16 protein-coding genes are annotated in these 18,112 nt (G+C 42.1%); 13 read left to right on the top strand and 3 right to left on the bottom strand.

All coding sequences use genetic code 11. From position 1 onward, the window contains the following. Nucleotides 1-31 precede the first annotated feature (31 nt). The 9 genes from nusA to OCU78_RS11410 all read left to right on the top strand — a co-directional run bounded on the left by nusA (nucleotide 32) and on the right by OCU78_RS11410 (nucleotide 11,733). A complete protein-coding gene (nusA, locus tag OCU78_RS11450; RefSeq protein ID WP_137373441.1) occupies nucleotides 32-1,519 on the top strand; it encodes a transcription termination factor NusA in 1,488 nt (495 codons plus the stop codon). A gap of 20 nt (nucleotides 1,520-1,539) precedes the next feature. After that, nucleotides 1,540-4,230 (top strand): translation initiation factor IF-2, encoded by a 2,691-nt coding sequence (infB, locus tag OCU78_RS11445; protein WP_137373442.1) that lies wholly within the window; start codon nucleotides 1,540-1,542, stop codon nucleotides 4,228-4,230. Between the two features lie 134 nt (nucleotides 4,231-4,364). After that, nucleotides 4,365-4,778, top strand: coding sequence for a 30S ribosome-binding factor RbfA (gene rbfA / locus OCU78_RS11440; RefSeq protein WP_137373443.1), 414 nt, complete (start codon nucleotides 4,365-4,367; stop codon nucleotides 4,776-4,778). Then, nucleotides 4,778-5,731, top strand: coding sequence for a tRNA pseudouridine(55) synthase TruB (gene truB / locus OCU78_RS11435; protein ID WP_137373444.1), 954 nt, complete (start codon nucleotides 4,778-4,780; stop codon nucleotides 5,729-5,731). Before rbfA ends, truB begins: the two co-directional genes overlap by 1 nt. A gap of 218 nt (nucleotides 5,732-5,949) precedes the next feature. Then, entirely contained in the window at nucleotides 5,950-6,219 is a 270-nt protein-coding gene (gene rpsO, locus OCU78_RS11430; RefSeq protein ID WP_010436144.1) for a 30S ribosomal protein S15, read from the top strand. A gap of 378 nt (nucleotides 6,220-6,597) precedes the next feature. Next, the gene (gene pnp, locus OCU78_RS11425) at nucleotides 6,598-8,718 is read left to right on the top strand and encodes a polyribonucleotide nucleotidyltransferase (protein ID WP_137373445.1); all 2,121 of its coding nucleotides are present in this window, start codon (nucleotides 6,598-6,600) and stop codon (nucleotides 8,716-8,718) included. A 120-nt stretch (nucleotides 8,719-8,838) separates the two neighbouring features. Next, nucleotides 8,839-9,756 (top strand): lipoprotein NlpI, encoded by a 918-nt coding sequence (gene nlpI / locus OCU78_RS11420; protein ID WP_137373446.1) that lies wholly within the window; start codon nucleotides 8,839-8,841, stop codon nucleotides 9,754-9,756. Between the two features lie 131 nt (nucleotides 9,757-9,887). Then, entirely contained in the window at nucleotides 9,888-10,295 is a 408-nt protein-coding gene (locus OCU78_RS11415; RefSeq protein ID WP_137373447.1) for a MarR family winged helix-turn-helix transcriptional regulator, read from the top strand. A gap of 100 nt (nucleotides 10,296-10,395) precedes the next feature. Beyond that, nucleotides 10,396-11,733 (top strand): MATE family efflux transporter, encoded by a 1,338-nt coding sequence (locus tag OCU78_RS11410; protein WP_137373448.1) that lies wholly within the window; start codon nucleotides 10,396-10,398, stop codon nucleotides 11,731-11,733. Between the two features lie 93 nt (nucleotides 11,734-11,826). Here OCU78_RS11410 and OCU78_RS11405 read toward each other — a convergent pair whose 3' ends face one another. The 3 genes from OCU78_RS11405 to OCU78_RS11395 form a co-directional block, all read right to left on the bottom strand. Beyond that, entirely contained in the window at nucleotides 11,827-12,705 is an 879-nt protein-coding gene (locus OCU78_RS11405) for a U32 family peptidase (protein WP_167494033.1), read from the bottom strand. A gap of 19 nt (nucleotides 12,706-12,724) precedes the next feature. After that, nucleotides 12,725-13,738, bottom strand: coding sequence for a ubiquinone anaerobic biosynthesis protein UbiU (gene ubiU, locus OCU78_RS11400; protein WP_137373450.1), 1,014 nt, complete (start codon nucleotides 13,736-13,738; stop codon nucleotides 12,725-12,727). A 144-nt stretch (nucleotides 13,739-13,882) separates the two neighbouring features. Next, nucleotides 13,883-15,922: a bifunctional diguanylate cyclase/phosphodiesterase gene (locus tag OCU78_RS11395; protein WP_137373451.1), complete on the bottom strand. Its 2,040-nt coding sequence runs from the start codon at nucleotides 15,920-15,922 to the stop codon at nucleotides 13,883-13,885. A 211-nt stretch (nucleotides 15,923-16,133) separates the two neighbouring features. On the opposite strand from OCU78_RS11395, the gene ubiT reads away from it, so the two are divergent. The 4 genes from ubiT to rimI all read left to right on the top strand — a co-directional run bounded on the left by ubiT (nucleotide 16,134) and on the right by rimI (nucleotide 18,108). Beyond that, a complete protein-coding gene (gene ubiT, locus OCU78_RS11390; protein WP_137373452.1) occupies nucleotides 16,134-16,661 on the top strand; it encodes a ubiquinone anaerobic biosynthesis accessory factor UbiT in 528 nt (175 codons plus the stop codon). Continuing rightward, nucleotides 16,645-17,148 carry a GNAT family N-acetyltransferase gene (locus OCU78_RS11385; RefSeq protein ID WP_137373453.1) on the top strand — a complete coding sequence of 168 codons (504 nt, stop codon included), beginning with the start codon at nucleotides 16,645-16,647 and terminating at the stop codon, nucleotides 17,146-17,148. The genes ubiT and OCU78_RS11385 overlap by 17 nt, the downstream gene beginning before the upstream one ends. 89 nt (nucleotides 17,149-17,237) lie before the next feature. Next, the gene (locus OCU78_RS11380) at nucleotides 17,238-17,648 is read left to right on the top strand and encodes a DNA polymerase III subunit psi (RefSeq protein ID WP_137373454.1); all 411 of its coding nucleotides are present in this window, start codon (nucleotides 17,238-17,240) and stop codon (nucleotides 17,646-17,648) included. Beyond that, nucleotides 17,641-18,108, top strand: coding sequence for a ribosomal protein S18-alanine N-acetyltransferase (gene rimI / locus OCU78_RS11375; protein ID WP_137373455.1), 468 nt, complete (start codon nucleotides 17,641-17,643; stop codon nucleotides 18,106-18,108). Before OCU78_RS11380 ends, rimI begins: the two co-directional genes overlap by 8 nt. Nucleotides 18,109-18,112 lie beyond the last annotated feature (4 nt).

Here is an 18,112-nt window from a genome sequence, read left to right as displayed (position 1 = left end):
CCTCGTGAGAAAAGCTTAAGAGGCTAGATTAATGAACAAAGAAATTTTAGCGGTAGTAGAAGCTGTTTCAAATGAGAAAGCAGTTCCTCGTGAGCGTATTTTTGAAGCGCTTGAAATCGCGCTTGCAACAGCAACTAAGAAGAAAAGCGAATTTGAAATTGAAGTTCGTGTAGAAATCGATCGTAAAACGGGTAACTTTGAGACTTTCCGTCGTTGGGAAGCTGTTGAAGTTGTTGAATTCCCAACAAAAGAGATCTCTTTCGAAGCTGCACAGTACGATGATCCTGAAATCGAACTAGGTGGTTTCATTGAAGATGATATCGAGTCAGTTACATTTGACCGTATTACGACTCAAACCGCTAAGCAAGTTATTGTACAAAAAGTACGTGAAGCTGAGCGCGCTCAAATTGTTGAACAGTTCATCGATAATGAAGGTGAGTTAGTTACTGGTGTTGTTAAGAAAGTTAACCGTGACACAATTATCTTAGATCTAGGTAGCAACGCTGAAGCGGTAATCCTTCGTGATGACCAACTTCCACGTGAAAACTTCCGTCCAGGTGACCGAGTACGTGGTTTGCTTTACGCAGTTAAGCCAGAGGCTCGTGGTTTCCAGTTATTCATTACTCGCTCTAAGCCTGAAATGCTAGCTGAACTATTCCGCGTAGAAGTACCTGAAATTGGTGAAGAACTGATTGAATTAAAAGGTGCGGCTCGAGATCCTGGTTCGCGTGCTAAAATCGCAGTGAAAACCAATGATAAACGCATTGACCCTGTAGGGGCTTGTGTTGGTATGCGTGGCGCACGTGTACAAGCGGTTTCTAATGATCTTGGCGGTGAGCGTATTGATATCGTGCTTTGGGATGATAACCCGGCACAATTTGTTATCAATGCAATGGCTCCTGCAGATGTAGCTTCTATCATCGTTGATGAAGATGCGCACTCAATGGATATCGCAGTAGAAGCAGATAACCTAGCTCAAGCTATCGGTCGTAGCGGTCAAAACGTACGTCTAGCTTCTCAACTCACTGGTTGGGAACTGAATGTAATGACAGTTGCTGATCTTCAGAAGAAACACCAAGAAGAAGCGGTTGCTTCAATTGAAAACTTCATGAAGCACTTAGATATCGAAGAAGACTTCGCTCAAATGCTTGTAGAAGAAGGTTTCTCTACTTTAGAAGAAGTAGCATACGTTCCAGTAAACGAACTTCTTGAAGTCGATGGTCTAGATGAAGGCATCGTTGAAGAGCTACGTAACCGTGCGAAAGATGCTCTGACTACTCTAGCGCTTGCTAAAGAAGAAACTTTTGATGGTGTTGAGCCAGCAGAAGACTTACTTGCACTAGAAGGTCTTGAGCGTGAGATGGCTTACAAGTTAGCAGCAAAAGGTGTTGCAACACTTGAAGATTTAGCTGATCAAGGTGTTGATGAACTAGAAGGTATTGAAGATCTAACAGAAGAACGTGCAGGTGAGCTTATCATGGCTGCGCGTAACATCTGTTGGTTCGGCGACGAAGAATAACTCAGCAAGGAGAGAGCGGTATGACACAATTAACAGTTAAAGCACTGAGTGAAGAGATTGGTACGCCAGTTGACCGCTTAATTGAACAACTTGCTGATGCAGGAATGAAGAAAGCAGGATCGGATCAAGTTTCAGATGCAGAAAAGCAAAGTTTGCTTACTCACCTGAAAAAAGAACATGGTGACACTTCTGGTGAAACTGAACCGACTCGCTTAACTCTTCAACGCAAAACCCGCAGCACGTTAAGTGTTGCCGCTGGAGGCGGTAAGAGTAAGGATGTTCAAGTTGAGGTACGTAAGAAGCGTACTTACGTAAAGCGCAGCACAATCGAAGATGAAGCGAAACGAGAAGCCGAAGAAGCTGATACTCGTGAAGCGGAAGATAAAGCACAACGCGAAGCTGAAGAGCAAGCGCAACGTGTAGCTGCAGAGAAAGCACAGCGCGAAGCCGAAGAGAAAGTAAAACGTGAAGCAGACGCTAAACGTGAAGCTGAAGAAAAGGCAAAACGCGCACAAGCTGATAAGGCTAAAAAAGACATGAATTCAAAGAACGCAGACACAAACGCACAAGCGAAGAAAGAAGCTGATGAGCTAAAAGTACGTCAGGAGCAAGAAGCAACGCGTAAAGCTGAAGCTGAAGCTGCAAAACTAGTTGAAGATGCTCGTAAGCTAGCAGAAGAAAACCAAGAACGTTGGTCTGAAGAAGAGAAGAAGAAGAAAGAACAAGAAAAATCTGCGGATTACCATGTTACGACTTCTACTTACGCTCGTGAAGCAGAAGATGCAGCGGATAAAAAAGACGAGAAAGCTCCTCGTCGTCGTAAGAAGAAAGCTGCTCCAGCTACTCAACCAGGCAATAACCGTGGTGGTCGCAACCAACGTGGTCGTGGTGGTAAAGGTAAGCTTGCTAAACCAACTTCAATGCAGCAAGGTTTTGATAAATCTGCAACTGTTGCTAAGTCTGATGTTGCTATTGGCGAAACAATCGTTGTTTCTGAACTGGCTAGCAAAATGTCAGTTAAAGCAACTGAAGTAATTAAAGTTATGATGAAGATGGGCGCTATGGCGACTATCAACCAAGTGATCGACCAAGAAACAGCAGCTCTTGTTGCTGAAGAAATGGGTCACAAGGTTATTCTTCGTAAAGAAAATGAACTTGAAGAAGCAGTACTAGCGGATCGTGATAGCGATGCAATCGCTGAAGGTCGTGCTCCTGTTGTTACTATCATGGGTCACGTTGACCACGGTAAAACTTCAACACTTGATTACATTCGTAAAGCACACGTTGCTTCTGGCGAAGCTGGCGGTATCACGCAGCACATTGGTGCTTACCACGTAGATACTGATAACGGTATGATCACTTTCCTTGATACTCCTGGACACGCGGCGTTTACTGCCATGCGTGCTCGTGGTGCTCAAGCGACAGATATCGTTGTACTAGTCGTTGCAGCAGACGATGGCGTAATGCCACAAACAATCGAAGCAATCCAGCACGCGAAAGCGGCAGGCGTTCCTCTGATTGTTGCTGTGAACAAGATCGATAAAGAGGGTGCAAACCCAGACAACGTTAAGAATGAGCTAGCTCAATACGACGTTATCCCTGAAGAATGGGGCGGTGAGAACATGTTCGTTCACATCTCAGCTAAACAGGGGACAAACATCGAAGGTCTTCTAGAAGCAATCCTTCTTCAGTCTGAAGTTCTTGAACTTACAGCAGTTAAAGAAGGCATGGCGTCTGGTGTTGTTGTTGAATCTCGTCTTGATAAAGGTCGCGGTCCAGTTGCAACAGTACTAGTACAGTCTGGTACTCTAAACAAAGGCGACATCGTTCTTTGTGGTCAAGAGTACGGTCGTGTTCGTGCAATGCGCGATGAAAACGGAAAAGACATCGAAACTGCAGGTCCATCTATTCCTGTAGAAATTCTAGGTCTTTCTGGTGTTCCTTCGTCAGGCGACGAAGCGACTGTTGTACGTGATGAGCGTAAAGCACGTGAAGTAGCTAACTACCGTCAAGGTAAATTCCGTGATGTTAAACTAGCTCGTCAACAAAAAGCTAAACTAGAAAACATGTTCGCAAACATGGAAGCTGGTGAAGTTGCTGAACTTAACGTTGTACTAAAAGCAGACGTTCAAGGTTCTGTTGAAGCAATCGCTGACTCTCTACTGAAACTTTCAACTGACGAAGTTAAAGTGAACATCGTAGGTTCTGGTGTTGGTGGTATTACTGAAACTGATGCAACGCTTGCAGCAGCTTCTAACGCTATTATCCTTGGTTTCAACGTTCGTGCTGACGCAACTGCGCGTGGTACTGTTCAGAATGAAAACCTTGACCTACGTTACTACTCAATCATTTACCAACTGATCGACGAAGTGAAACAGGCGATGGGCGGTATGCTTGCTCCTGAATTCCGTCAAGAGATTATTGGTCTTGCTCAAGTTCGTGACGTATTTAAGTCTCCTAAGATCGGCGCAATCGCTGGTTGTATCGTGACTGAAGGTATCATTAAGCGTAACAACCCAATCCGCGTTCTTCGTGAAAACGTTGTTATCTACGAAGGTGAACTAGAGTCACTTCGTCGCTTTAAAGATGATGTTCAAGAAGTTAAAAATGGTTACGAGTGTGGTGTTGGCGTTAAGAACTACAACGACGTTCGCGTTGGTGACCAGATCGAAGTATTCGAAATCGTTGAGGTTCAACGTACTCTAGACTAACCAGTCTGTACGACTCGACATATTGACTAAGGTTACTAACATTACTAGTAAAGGTAATAAGTAATCGGTTGTTGAATACACCATGGGGGGCTGGTTATTACCAAGCCCCCCATCTTTCTAAGTGAGAAAAGAAAATGTCAAAAGAATTTAGCCGCACACAACGTGTGTCTCAGCAGCTACAAAAAGAGCTAGCACTTATCTTGCAACGTGAAGTCCGTGACTCACGCATTGGTATGGTTACGATCTCAGACGTAGAAGTGTCTCGTGATCTTGCATACGCAAAAGTGTTCGTGACTTTCCTATGTATCGGTGAGCAAACACCTCAATCATGTCTTGCTGCTCTTAAAGAGCACGAAGTGCCAGTCCGTATGGCTCTAGGTAAGCGTATTCGCCACCGCCTGACTCCTGAAGTTCGTTTTACATATGACGATACATTAGTTGAAGGTATGCGTATGTCTAACTTAGTAAGTGAAGTTTTGAGTGAAGACAAGCGTAAGCAGCATGAAGCTGGTCGTGATGAAGATACAGAAGTAAAAGGTGAAGAGTAATGGCTCGCCGTCGTAAAGGTCGCCCAATAAACGGGGTAATTCTGTTAGATAAACCAACTGGTATCTCATCTAATGATGCACTGCAAAAAGTAAAACGCATTTACTTTGCAGAGAAAGCTGGGCACACAGGTGCTCTGGATCCTCTTGCGACTGGCATGCTGCCAATTTGTCTTGGTGAAGCGACGAAGTTTTCTCAGTTTCTTCTAGATTCTGATAAACGCTACGTGGTGATCGCTAAGCTTGGTGAGCGTACCAATACCTCTGACTCTGATGGTGAAGTGGTAGAGACTCGTGATGTTAACGTGACTCAAGAGCAGCTTGAACAGTGTATTGCAAGCTTCAAGGGCGAAACCGACCAGATACCATCAATGTTCTCAGCATTGAAGTATCAAGGTAAGCCTTTATATGAATACGCACGTGCTGGTATCGAAGTTCCTCGTGAATCTCGTAAGATCACTGTTTACTCTATCGAGCTACTTCGTTTTGAAGGTAATGAAGTTGAGATGGAAGTACATTGTTCGAAAGGCACTTACATCCGCACAATCACCGACGATCTTGGTGAAATGTTAGGTTGTGGTGCTCACGTTACAATGCTTCGCCGTACTGGTGTTGCAAAGTACCCGTACGAGCGCATGGTGACTTTGGAGCAGTTAAACGCGATTTTAGAGCAAGCTCAGGAACAAGAGATTGCACCTAAAGAGCTACTCGATCCTCTGCTAATGCCGATGGACACTGCCGTTGAAGATTTACCAGAAGTAAACCTGAATGCAGAGCTGACTGACCTTGTTCAACATGGTATGCCAGTTCAAGTATCCGGAGCACCAGCCGAAGGCACTGTACGCATGACAAGCGGCGAAGAGAAGTTGTTTGTTGGCGTTGCTCAAATTGCTGAAGATGGTCGAGTTGCACCAAAGCGTCTGGTTGTTTTCAGAGATGAAGAGCCACAAGTTTAATGTGTAAATCTAGTTAGATATTAGCTTTTCGCATTGAAAAGTTGATAAATAAGACAGAAAGCGAACGCCTGATTTAGGTAGTTCGCTTTTTTCGTTTTTCACGGGTTCGATTGTTATTGCACCAACTCGTAAACTTCCCTATAATCCTCGGCTCGCGTAGCGGCTGAATCAGAGATTGGCTGCTACAAATATAAACTTACTCTTATCAGGAGAGATTTATGTCTCTGAATGCAGAAACTAAAGCAGCAATCGTTGCAGAATACGCACAATCTGAAGGCGACACAGGTTCACCAGAAGTACAAGTAGCACTACTTACTGCTTCTATCAACCACCTACAAGGTCACTTCAAAGCGCACAAACACGATCACCACAGCCGTCGTGGTCTACTACGTATGGTTTCTAGCCGTCGTAAGCTTCTTGATTACTTGAAAGGCAAAAACCTTGCTCGTTACCAAGACCTAATCAAGCGTCTAGGCCTACGTCGCTAATAGCGATGTCTGCAAAGACAGTTTGAAGAAAAGGAGCATTTATGCTCCTTTTTTTGTGCCTGTAAGAAAATGGCTGACCGGATGCTCAGAATATCGTCTGGCTTTTTCTGATAGGAAATATCTCTCCTAATAAAAATAGTTTATACTACGCCCGCCTATAGCGTTTTCACGTTAGGCACTCAACCTCTCAAGAGATTACAGTCACAGATGTCGGCCAATAGGTCGCGACTATTCAAAGGCGGATTTAGTCTTAATTCGGCGCGTGAACTCATGTAAAGAGTCACTATTCTGAGTCCCTTTTCACTAGTCGCGATTGGTAATATCTTGAGTCATTATTCACTTAATCTAAAGTCATGACTTTAGAGCTAAGGATATACAATGTTTGAAAAACCAGTTGTAAAATCGTTCCAGTACGGTAACCACACCGTTACTCTAGAAACGGGCGTAATTGCACGTCAAGCTACTGCTGCTGTAATGGCAACTATGGATGATACATCAGTATTCGTTTCTGTTGTTGCTAAGAAAGAAGCTGTTGCAGGTCAAGACTTCTTCCCTCTAACAGTTAACTACCAAGAGCGTACATACGCTGCGGGTAAAATCCCTGGTGGTTTCTTCAAGCGCGAAGGCCGTCCATCTGAAGGCGAAACGCTAACAGCTCGTCTGATTGACCGTCCAATTCGTCCACTTTTCCCAAGTGCGTTTAAAAACGAAGTTCAAGTTATCGCTACGGTTGTTTCTATCAACCCTGACGTAAACCCAGACATGATCACTATGATCGCAACGTCTGCTGCACTTGCTATCTCTGGTGCTCCATTCAATGGTCCTATCGGTGCTGCACGTGTTGGTCACATCGACGGTGAACTAGTTCTTAACCCATCAAATACTGAGCTTGAAAACTCTAAACTAGACCTAGTTGTGTCTGGTACAGAAGGCGCAGTACTAATGGTTGAATCTGAAGCAGATAACCTATCTGAAGAAGAAATGCTTTCAGCTGTTGTTTACGGCCACGACCAACAACAAGTTGTAATCAAAGCAATCAACGAGTTTGCTGCTGAAGTTGCAACTCCATCTTGGAACTGGGAAGCGCCAGCAGTTAACACTGAACTTAAAGCTAAAGTTGCTGAGCAAGCTGAAACTCGTCTATCTGACGCGTACCAGATCACTGAGAAAATGGCTCGTTATGAGCAAGTTGGCACAATCAAAACTGAAGCTGTAGCTGCACTTCTTGCTGAAGATGAAAACCTAGATGAGCGCGAAATCCGCGGCATGCTTGGTTCTCTAGAGAAAAACGTAGTACGTAGCCGCATCATCGCTGGCAACCCTCGTATTGATGGTCGTGAAAAAGACATGGTTCGTGCGCTAGACGTACGTACAGGTGTTCTTCCACGTACACACGGTTCTTCTCTATTCACTCGTGGTGAAACTCAAGCTCTTGTTACAGCAACGCTTGGTACACAACGTGATGCACAAATCATTGACAGCCTAATGGGTGAGAAGAAAGATAACTTCCTTCTACACTACAACTTCCCTCCATACTGTGTAGGTGAGACTGGTTTCGTTGGTTCTCCTAAGCGTCGTGAAATTGGTCACGGTAAGCTTGCTAAACGTGGTATCCAAGCAGTAATGCCTTCTGTTGACGAATTCCCATACACAGTTCGTGTTGTATCGGAAATCACAGAATCTAACGGTTCTTCTTCAATGGCTTCTGTATGTGGTACATCTCTAGCACTTATGGATGCTGGTGTTCCAATCAAAGCTTCTGTTGCGGGTATCGCAATGGGTCTTGTTAAAGAAGGCGACGATTTCGTTGTTCTTTCTGACATCCTTGGCGACGAAGATCACCTAGGTGACATGGACTTTAAAGTAGCAGGTACTAACGCTGGTATCACTGCACTTCAAATGGACATCAAGATCGAAGGTATCACTAAAGAGATCATGCAAATTGCACTTAACCAAGCGCAAGGTGCACGTAAGCACATCCTTTCTGTAATGGATGAAGCTATCTCTGGTGCTCGTGAAGATATCTCTGAGTTCGCTCCACGTATCCACATGATGAAGATCAACTCTGATAAGATCAAAGATGTTATCGGTAAAGGCGGCGCAGTTATCCGTGCTCTTTGTGAAGAAACGGGTACTACAATCGAAATCGAAGACGATGGCACAATCAAGATTGCTGCAACTGAAGGCGCAGCAGCTAAAGAAGCTATTCGTCGTATCGAAGAGATCACTGCTGAAGTTGAAGTTGGTCGTATCTACCAAGGTAAAGTTGCTCGTCTAGCTGACTTTGGTGCATTCGTAACGATTCTTCCTGGTAAAGATGGTCTAGTACACATTTCTCAAATCGCTGATAAGCGTGTTGAAAAAGTGTCTGACTACCTAACTGAAGGTCAAGAAGTACCAGTTAAGGTTCTTGAGATTGACCGTCAAGGCCGTGTACGTCTAAGCATGAAAGAAGCAGTTGAAACTCCAGCTGAAGGTGAAGCACCAGCTGCTGAGTAATCAGCCTATGATAGGTTTATCGCTTTTTGGTGATTTCTAACCTATCAATACTAAAGCATGTTATAAAGGGGAGCATATCGCTCCCCTTTTTTTATTGCGGTCTTATAGGAGTATTTATTCGTGAAATGGTTTCAAACCGCGAGCTTGTGTGTGTTACTCACGCTGACTGGTTGTGCATCAACATCTGATAAGATTACTCAGCAATGGGTTTACCCTCCAATGGCTGTGCCTCTGCAGGCTAGCGTCCAACAAGAAGTTCAAATAGCTCGGTTAACTCAGTTACTACAACGTACTGATTTAAAAAAAGAAGTTCGAGCAAAGATGCTATTTGAACGCGGTAATTATTACGATAGCGTAGGTCTACGTGATTTAGCTCGTCTTGACTTTAACCAGTCACTTTCTCTTAATCCCGCTCAACCGGATATCTTCAATTTATTGGGCGTGTACTTTACTCAAATAGGTGAATTTGATGCGGCTTATGAAGCATTTGATTCAACGTTAGAGCTTGATCCTAGTAACTCTTATGCTGAAAGAAATCGTTCAATTGCGCTTTATTATGGTGAACGATATGACTTAGCCAATGAAGAAATGTTGAAACATTACAAAGATGACCCTAGCGATCCATTCCGTGCTTTATGGCTTTATGTGATTCAAAATGAACTAACGCCTGAACAAGCGAAAAAAGATTTAGAACAACGCTACAGCGCTCGTGATGAACAATGGGGTTGGGTGCTTGTTGCTATTATGCTAGGGGATATTACTGAAGAACAAGCGTTTAAAGCTATCTTATCAGGAACCCGTGACAACACATTGCTAGCACAAAGATTAACGGAAACGTATTTCTATTTAGCCAAGCGTCACCATTTAGCTGGTGACTACGCGAATGCTATCTCACTTTATAAACTCGCGTTATCATTCAATGTTTATGAGTATGTAGAACATCGATATTCTTTCTTAGAGTTGGGACGTATTTTCGAGCAGCTTCAGGCTGAGCGTATTGCTCAAGCTAAGCTCAAGGAAATAGAGCAAGCTCAGTAATAGATAATTTTTTACAAGCATTGTTGTATATAACTAGTTTCATCGTGAACCGCTGCCTGTCAGCGGTTTTTTCTTGCCAAAATAAACTCACAGAGTATTATAGTTAGCCATGCTAACTAATTGGGTTGTTTATGTTAACGTCTAACTTAGAAAAAATAGAACGTTTTGCTGCTAAAGTTTGGCGAATTCATAGTAAAGAAGATCCTATTAACCAGTTGAGCTTTAATGAGTACGACTACTTAAAAGTGATTCAGTTGGCTCCAGAGCCGATTCGATTAACTGATTTAGCTGTGGAAATGGAAGTGACAAAGCCATCTGCCACCAATATGGTACAACGCTTAGAGCGAAAAGGGCTGGTACAGAGAAAAATGTGCACGGAAGACTCACGCGCGAAGCGAATTGAGCTGACGGAAAAAGCAATAATAGGCTTACAAGAAGAAAGCCATGTATATGGAATTATGTCTAAAGGATTAGAAAAAAAATTATCACGTGAAGAGTTAGAGCAGTTAAACCTGCTTTTGACTAAAGCGTTGAAATAAGTTTCTCTGATTTAAGTAAATAGTTAGCTATGTTAACTAAATTGCTAACGTACAAACTGCACTTAAAGAAGACTATATTCTCGGAAATAGAGATACCTTGATGAGTAATTCAATTAACCGCCAGTTCTGGCGATATACAATCCCTACAGTCGCAGCAATGCTGGTGAATGGTTTATACCAAGTTGTAGATGGCATTTTTATTGGTCGTTATGTGGGAGCTGACGGCTTAGCTGGAATTAACGTTGCTTGGCCTGTGATCGGAACTATTTTAGGGATAGGGATGATGATAGGCGTGGGTACGGGAGCTCTGGTTTCAATCAAGCAAGGTGAGCAAAAGCCTTTAGAAGCTAAGCAAACTTTAGCCACTGGTTTTTTAATGTTGCTTATACTTGCCCCTATTGTTGCGACAACATTATGGTTTTTCTCCGATGATTTCTTGGCCTTGCAAGGAGCAAGCGGAAGAGTTCTAGAGCTTGGGGTTCAATATCTCGACATCTTAATTGTTGCGAGTGTTTTTTCATTAGGGTCGATTGCGATTCCTTTCCTATTGAGAAATGACGACAGCCCTAATTTGGCAACTATCTTGATGATTGTCGGTGCGGTTATCAATATCGTGCTCGATTATATTTTTATTGCCCATTTACAGTGGGAACTTAGAGGTGCTGCGATTGCTACCGGAATTGCTCAAATGACGGTAACTCTTTTAGGTATCTTATATTTTTTCTCTAAAAGAGCCAAAGTTCGCTTAACGCTTAAGTGTTTGGTTTTACGATTGGAGTTTGTACCTACTATTCTGACTATTGGTATTTCAAGCTTCTTTATGTATGCCTATGGCTCAATGATGGTCGCTGTACATAATGCGCTATTTACCCAGTATGGTAGTTCTGTGTTAATTGGTGCTTACGCTATTATTGGCTATATTGTGACTGTTTATTATCTCACGGTAGAAGGGGTTGCGAATGGTATGCAACCATTAATGAGTTATAACTATGGAGCTAAGAACCCCGAAAACATGCGTAAGTTGCTTAATATAGCAATGGTAACGTCTGTCGTTGGTGGTTTGGTGTTTGTAATCGTATTGAATATCTTCCCTTACCAGGCGGTATCTGTATTCAATTCAAATAACACAGAATTAGTGGAAGGGGCTGTTCTAGGGTTAAGGCTACATATGTTTGCACTGTTCCTAGATGGTTTTTTGGTGGTCGCAGCTGCTTATTATCAGTCCGTGAACCGTGGCAGTAAGGCAATGTTTGTGACTATCGGCAATATGCTGATCCAACTGCCATTCTTGTACCTACTTCCTAAAGTCTGGGGGCTAACCGGTGTATGGATTGCGTACCCAATTTCAAATATTGCACTGAGTTTAGTAGTGATAGTGATGTTACTAAAAGATGTTAAGAAGCTAAACCCACCTTCAGAACAACCAGTGATGGTATAGATATTCTGATGTGAACTCTTTATAAACAGAAAAAGGTCTAGCGTTAGCTGGACCTTTTTATGATATCGAGTGGTGTAAAGCTGTACTGAATATCTAGATATTCTTAACGCTTAACCCCGCCAATTGATGCCAATAACCATTACATTGTCTATCTGAAATAGGTTGAGGTTTTAAGCCTTGCTCATTAGCTTTGAACTTTTCAACTTCAGAGAATGTATCAACACCTAATGGGCTAAGCCTAGCCACATCAACTAATTCATTCATACTCGGTAAGTCATTCACTAAATTATAGCAGTAGCCAGACTGAGTTTGAATACCGTTTAAGTTGAAGACTGATTGCCCTTCTTGGCTGTCTACTTGTAAGCCTGTTGGGTACTTAATACAGCAAGTTTCACAGTCATCTTTCGCTTTATTCTCTGCACGAGCGGTAAAGCAACGTGCTGAATACGCTAAAGGTAAATAGCCATGGCTGAATACTTCGACTTCAAACTTATTACGAATATTTAGCTCTTCGCATTGTGCCATTATATTGCTCAACCATTCGCGAGAAAGCTCAACTGGCATGCACCAGCGCGTCATTCCTTGCTTTAAGAATAGGTTTAACGTGTGAGCGTTATAAGTATTTACAGCAGGACCTACAACAAAAGGCACTTTGCTTTCACTAGCCAGTTGGATTGCAGATACATCATTTGCTTCAATAGCAAAGTCACCATTATCGATGTACTTCTTCATGATGTTCACTTCGCTTGGTGCTTCCAGCAATGCCATTGTCGATAACACGACCTGTTTACCGGTAGACGATAAATCTTTAGCGATATCAAGCCAGTGTTTAGTTTTCATTTCTCGACGTTTTGAACACACAGATTCACCCAGATAAATAATATCCGCTGAACTATTTTTTGCTTGTTCGTAAAAACTTTCAACATCTTGTTTTGGCCAAAAATATAATAGAGGCCCTAATGCGTATTTCATAGAATTCTCCATCTATTTATTATTGCCATTTACGGTGGTAAGCACCCAGGGTAGTTTGAGTACCTTCAGATACATTAGCCAATGCAGCATTCCAAGAAGGCTCCACATGATATTGTTTTGGGTTTGCTAAGTACCGGTCAATAGCTGCGCGCCATGTTCGAGTTACTTGTTCAACATACGCTGGGCTACGTTGGCGTCCTTCAATCTTCACTGAAGCAACATTTGCAGCAAAAAGCTCTGGTATCATGGATAAGGTATTCAGGCTAGTAGGCTCTTCTAATGCGTGATAGCGCTTACGTTCGCCATCAATATTCGCATCAAAACGTCCTTTACAAAGTGTAGGGTATCCTGCATTTTCACCTGCGGCATATTTATCAATTAATATCTCATTTAAACGAGATTCTAACCCTGATTCTGTTTCTTGCCAGCGTACATACTTTGCTGGTGAACAAGCGCCTACAGTGTTAGGAGACTCACCCGTCATGTATGAAGAAAGGTAACAACGACCTTCTGCCATAATACAAAGACTGCCAAATGCGAAAACTTCAAGTTCAACGTCAGAAGTGATGTTACGAGAAAGTTGTTTTACTTGATGAATTGACAGTACGCGAGGCAGCACGACTCGTTTTACATTGAAGTTTTGCTTGTAGAAATCTATCGCTGCAATGTTAGTCGCGGATGCCTGAACAGATAGGTGAAGTTCAAGATCTGGGTATTTGTTAGCTGCATACTCCAACACAGCAATATCTGCAACGATCAGCGCATCAACACCAAGTGCGGCAGCGTTATCGACTGCGTTCGTCCAGCGTTCAAACCCATTAGGATGTGCAAAAGTGTTGAGTGCAACGTGGATTTTTTTATTTCGGTCATGAACATATTGGACAGCACGGTCCAGTTTTTTTCCGGCAAAATTCAAACCAGCAAAATGGCGAGCGTTAGTATCATCTTTGAATCCGATATAAACCGCATCTGCACCACAATCAATTGCTGTTTTTAAAGCAGGTAAGTTGCCTGCTGGGCATAGGAGTTCCATTTGCTTGATACCAATAGGATAAAATTGAAGCGAGCATTTTATGAAGAATTATGAATACCATAATTGATGTGGGGCAGGTTTAGATGGATAAATCGAGTTTTACTCAATAAGGAGTAGGGAAGGGCAGGTGTTTAAATAAGAAAATCAGTTTTTATGACGGCGATTTTGTGCAAACAACTCTTCAACTTCTTCTTTTGGTTGAGGTCGATAAAAGTGAAACCCTTGTATAGAGCTGCAATTAAGATTGGAAAGAAGTGTGGCTTGCTCGCGTGTTTCAACACCTTCAGCAACAACCGTTAAATCGAGTGATTTACCTAAATTGATAATGTTTTCAATCACAGTCACTTGCTTTGGCAAAGTGTCAACATTCATGATGAATGCTCGGTCAATTTTTAGCTCATCAATAGGGAAACGAGCTAAATAAGATAATGAAGAATAGCCGGTACCGAAATCATCAATTGAAAGGGCGAACCCTAACTTCTTGATAGCATTAAGCATTTGCAATGTATGATCACTATCACTCATTACGGCACTTTCGGTTAATTCAAACGTTATTGCGCTAGGGTCAAGCTCTGTGGTGCGAAGCAGTTTTTCCATGTAATCGATTAATTTAGGATTTCCAAACTGCTCAGGTGATAAATTGATTGCGACTCTTCCTGGCAATATGCCCTGTGTTTTCCAACGTTTGACTGTGGTGAATACGTCTCTCATGACGACTCTACCTAAGTGTTCTATCAAACCTGCTCGCTCTGCTACTGGTATAAATGCAGCAGGGCTAATGTAGCCTTCTACAGGGTGTTTCCAGCGAACTAAGGCTTCCGCACCGTTGATAGTAAAATCACGAGCATTAACTTTAGGTTGGTACCATACTTCTAAACCGTTTTGTTGAAGTGCTTTTTGCAATTCAATTTCAAGCCAAAGGCGCATACGCGCTTCTTTGTTCATTTGGTCGTTGAATTTAATCAAACGGTTACGTCCACGATCCTTCGCTTCATACATAGCGGTATCGGCATTCTGCAGCAAAATGCGAGCATCTCTGCCATCTTGTGGAAAAGTAACGCTGCCAATTGAACAAGCCAATCTTTTACTAAAGTGGTGTAGGTCAAATGGTTGGTTAATAAGGGAAATAATCCTTTCAGCCAGCATTTCAGCCATTCGGTCATTTTCAGGTTCAGGTAAAATGACCCCAAACTCATCGCCGCCTAAATGACCAATTACAGCATGGCGAGGTAACAGTCTCTTAAGACGTGAAGAGACTTCTTTAATGACTTTATCACCAATATGGTGACCGAGAGAGTCATTGATATTCTTAAAGTTATCGATGTCTAAGTAGAGCATCACAACAGGTGTATTATTTTGAATAAATTGTTCTAGCCGCTTGGTAAAACCCACTCGGTTATACAGCTTTGTTAGACAATCAATATAAGCGTCTTCATTGGTCGTACTAGAAAGTTGTTTCGGTGCATCTTGAGCATTTTGGATAAGCACTAATTGAGTTGTGTTACCTAAAATTGCTGTTGAATCAGTATGTAACTGAACTTTTCTTTCGAAGCCACAACGTGCGCCAGTTAAGCAAACCAAACCAGACTCTGAGATTAAAGAGCTAATTTTAGTACTGAATACTGTTTTGGTTTGCTGATCTATAAATAATCGCCCTAACTCTTCACCAATCAATTCAGTGGTTGAGTTAAAGCCAAGAATTCGGGCTGCTGCCGGGTTAGATGACAAAATATAATCATCTTCTACCAGTAAAAGGCCATCAGGGAGGAGCTGAGACAATTTTGTAAATTTGGCTTCAGACTCTTCAAGAGAACGTATTAATACTTGGTTTTCTGAGGTGTCGATTGCATGAAATACAATGTATTCCGTTTTATCGTCACTAACGAGGGGGGATAAACTGAAATGAATACTGGTTTCTAAGTCAGTTTCATTAAGCGTTATTTCTGCTTCAATTGTTTCACCTGAAAAAGCACGCTCATAATAAGGTTTTATATGGTTGTAGAATTGTTCGCCGAGAGTTTGTCGATCATTCATGCCTGCCAATTCATTTTGGCTTAACCCTGCAATATCACAGTAACGTTCGTTGACCATAAAATAATTATGTTGGTCATCGAGCACCGCAAAAAAGAACGGGCTATTTGATGTGAATTTTTCAAACCAATGCTGTAATTGCTGGGGAGGCATCAAAGTACTACCAATTCTCCAAAAGGTTGCACACTCACAGTAGGTGAATGCTTGTAACCATATATCTACTAATAGTTCTAACTATAACTGTGATTTTCAGGATATTAAAGCTGAGTAGCAAAGAGAAATTAATTGATACACAACAGTAATAGAGGCTAACACATCATTTATGATGGTTTCATTGTTATTGTTTAAGTTACGGATAAGTCACGTGATACACAAGATTCGCACTCAACTAGTTCAAAATGCCGCATCAATTTTGCGATCCCCAGTCCAGTTATTGCCTAAATCAGTACAAAAAAAAGCCTTGCTTGAAGGGCTGAAAACAGTCTTCCAAGAAGCCTTAGAAGATGGTGACTTTGAATTCCTCGAAGATAAGTGGCTGAAAGTTTCGATAAAAGACATGGAGCTAAGTTGGTGTATTAGTTACCAAAATGAAAAGCTTATCGTCGCTGATAAAGAAGTAGCAGAAGATGTAAGCTTTAGTGGTAACTTGAATGATCTTGTTCTGATTGCAGGTCGAAAAGAAGATCCGGATACTTTATTTTTCCAACGACGTCTTTCTATTGAAGGTGATACAGAGCTGGGATTAGAAGTGAAGAACTTAATGGACAGCGTAGATTTAGAGTTACTTCCCGCTCCTATGAAAATGTTATTAAATCAATTAGCTGATTTTGTGCAGAAGGGAGTACAATCGCCTCATACACAAAATGAGGTAATAAATGCTTATTCGAACTGAAGCACCCGCTGATATCTTAGCGATAGACCGCCTACTTAAGTCAGTGTTTGAAACCGATGCGGAAGCCAAACTGGTCATGAGCCTGCGTGAAAATAGTCACTTAACGTTATCGTTGGTGGCTTGCTCTGATGAAGGTGAGGTGATCGGTCATACTATGTTTAGCCCTGTGATGTTGGATGGTACTGACCACAACTGGCAAGGTTTAGCGCCTTTAGCTGTAAAAGAAGAGTTCAGAAAACAAGGCATCGGTGAAACTTTAGTGAAAGAAGGCTTATCTTCTTTGCATGAATTTGGTTACCCAGCTTGTATGGTGCTTGGCGATCCGAATTACTACTCTCGTATGGGCTTTAAATCTGCCAGCCAGTTTGATCTGACGTGTGCTTGGGAAGTTCCAGCCGGCGCGTTTCAGGCTGTTGAGCTAGCTTCTGGGGCTTTTGACGAACATAGCGGTGTTATTGAATATTGCCCTGAGTTTAATGAACTGTAGTGTTTCTATTTGATTCATTAACAGAATAAAGGAGCTTGATGCTCCTTTATTTTTTGTTAGTATCGGCGTCGTTCTATAAAGGGTTATTTATGGTAAGCATATCATCATCAGTACAGTCTCAATATTTGCACGAAATGGGTATAGACCAATGGGAGCTTATTCACCCAGAGCGGTTAACCGGATACACAGTTGACCTCGAGGTATTGCCTGAAGGCTGTAAGTTACTGCTGGTTTCTGATGAAAAGCCTGAAGGTAAATTAGCCGAGATGTTTGAGCGTGTGGTAAAAAGTATCAAGCTAGATTTATCGCAAGCCTTATATATACCTTCTAACCAATTTGCATCTATCGAGAGTAATACGGCTGATTGGGTATGGTTTGCTGGTTGTTCTTCTCCAATCAAACTAGACGCTAAAGTACTTCAATCTCCTTTGTTATCTGAGATTGACGGTAATAACCAACATCGCCGTGATTTATGGCAACAAATTTGTGCTTATGACTAACCAATCTGCTGTAAATAAAATTCAACTATTACCCACTTCTGAACAGCATTTAGATTCTGTTTGGCGAATAGAGCAAGAGGCTCATTCTCACCCATGGTCTGAGACTATGATTCGTGACCTGAATAGTCGTGGTGCATGTCATCATGCCATGATTGTTAATGATGAAATCGTTGGCTATTTCTTTGCTCAAAATATTGTTGGGGAAGTCACCTTGTTGAACATTGCCGTTGACCCAAAAGAGCAAGGTAAAGGCTACGGTAAAGCCTTAATTGAACATTTTCTTAATGTGTGTGAAAAAGCAAAAGCGGAAAGCGCATGGCTTGAAGTCAGAGAAAGCAACCACAACGCATTTGGTTTATACGAGTGGGTCGGTTTCAATGAAGTTGACCGCCGTAGAAACTACTACCCGAGCAAACAAGGTAAAGAAGATGCCATTATTATGAGTTACATCTTCTTCTAGAGAT

The sequence above is a fragment of the Vibrio gallaecicus genome (assembly GCF_024347495.1).
GTDB classification, from domain to species: Bacteria; Pseudomonadota; Gammaproteobacteria; order Enterobacterales; family Vibrionaceae; genus Vibrio; species Vibrio gallaecicus.
Note: the sequence above shows the minus strand (reverse complement) of the source record. Positions and strands in the feature narration are given on the sequence as shown.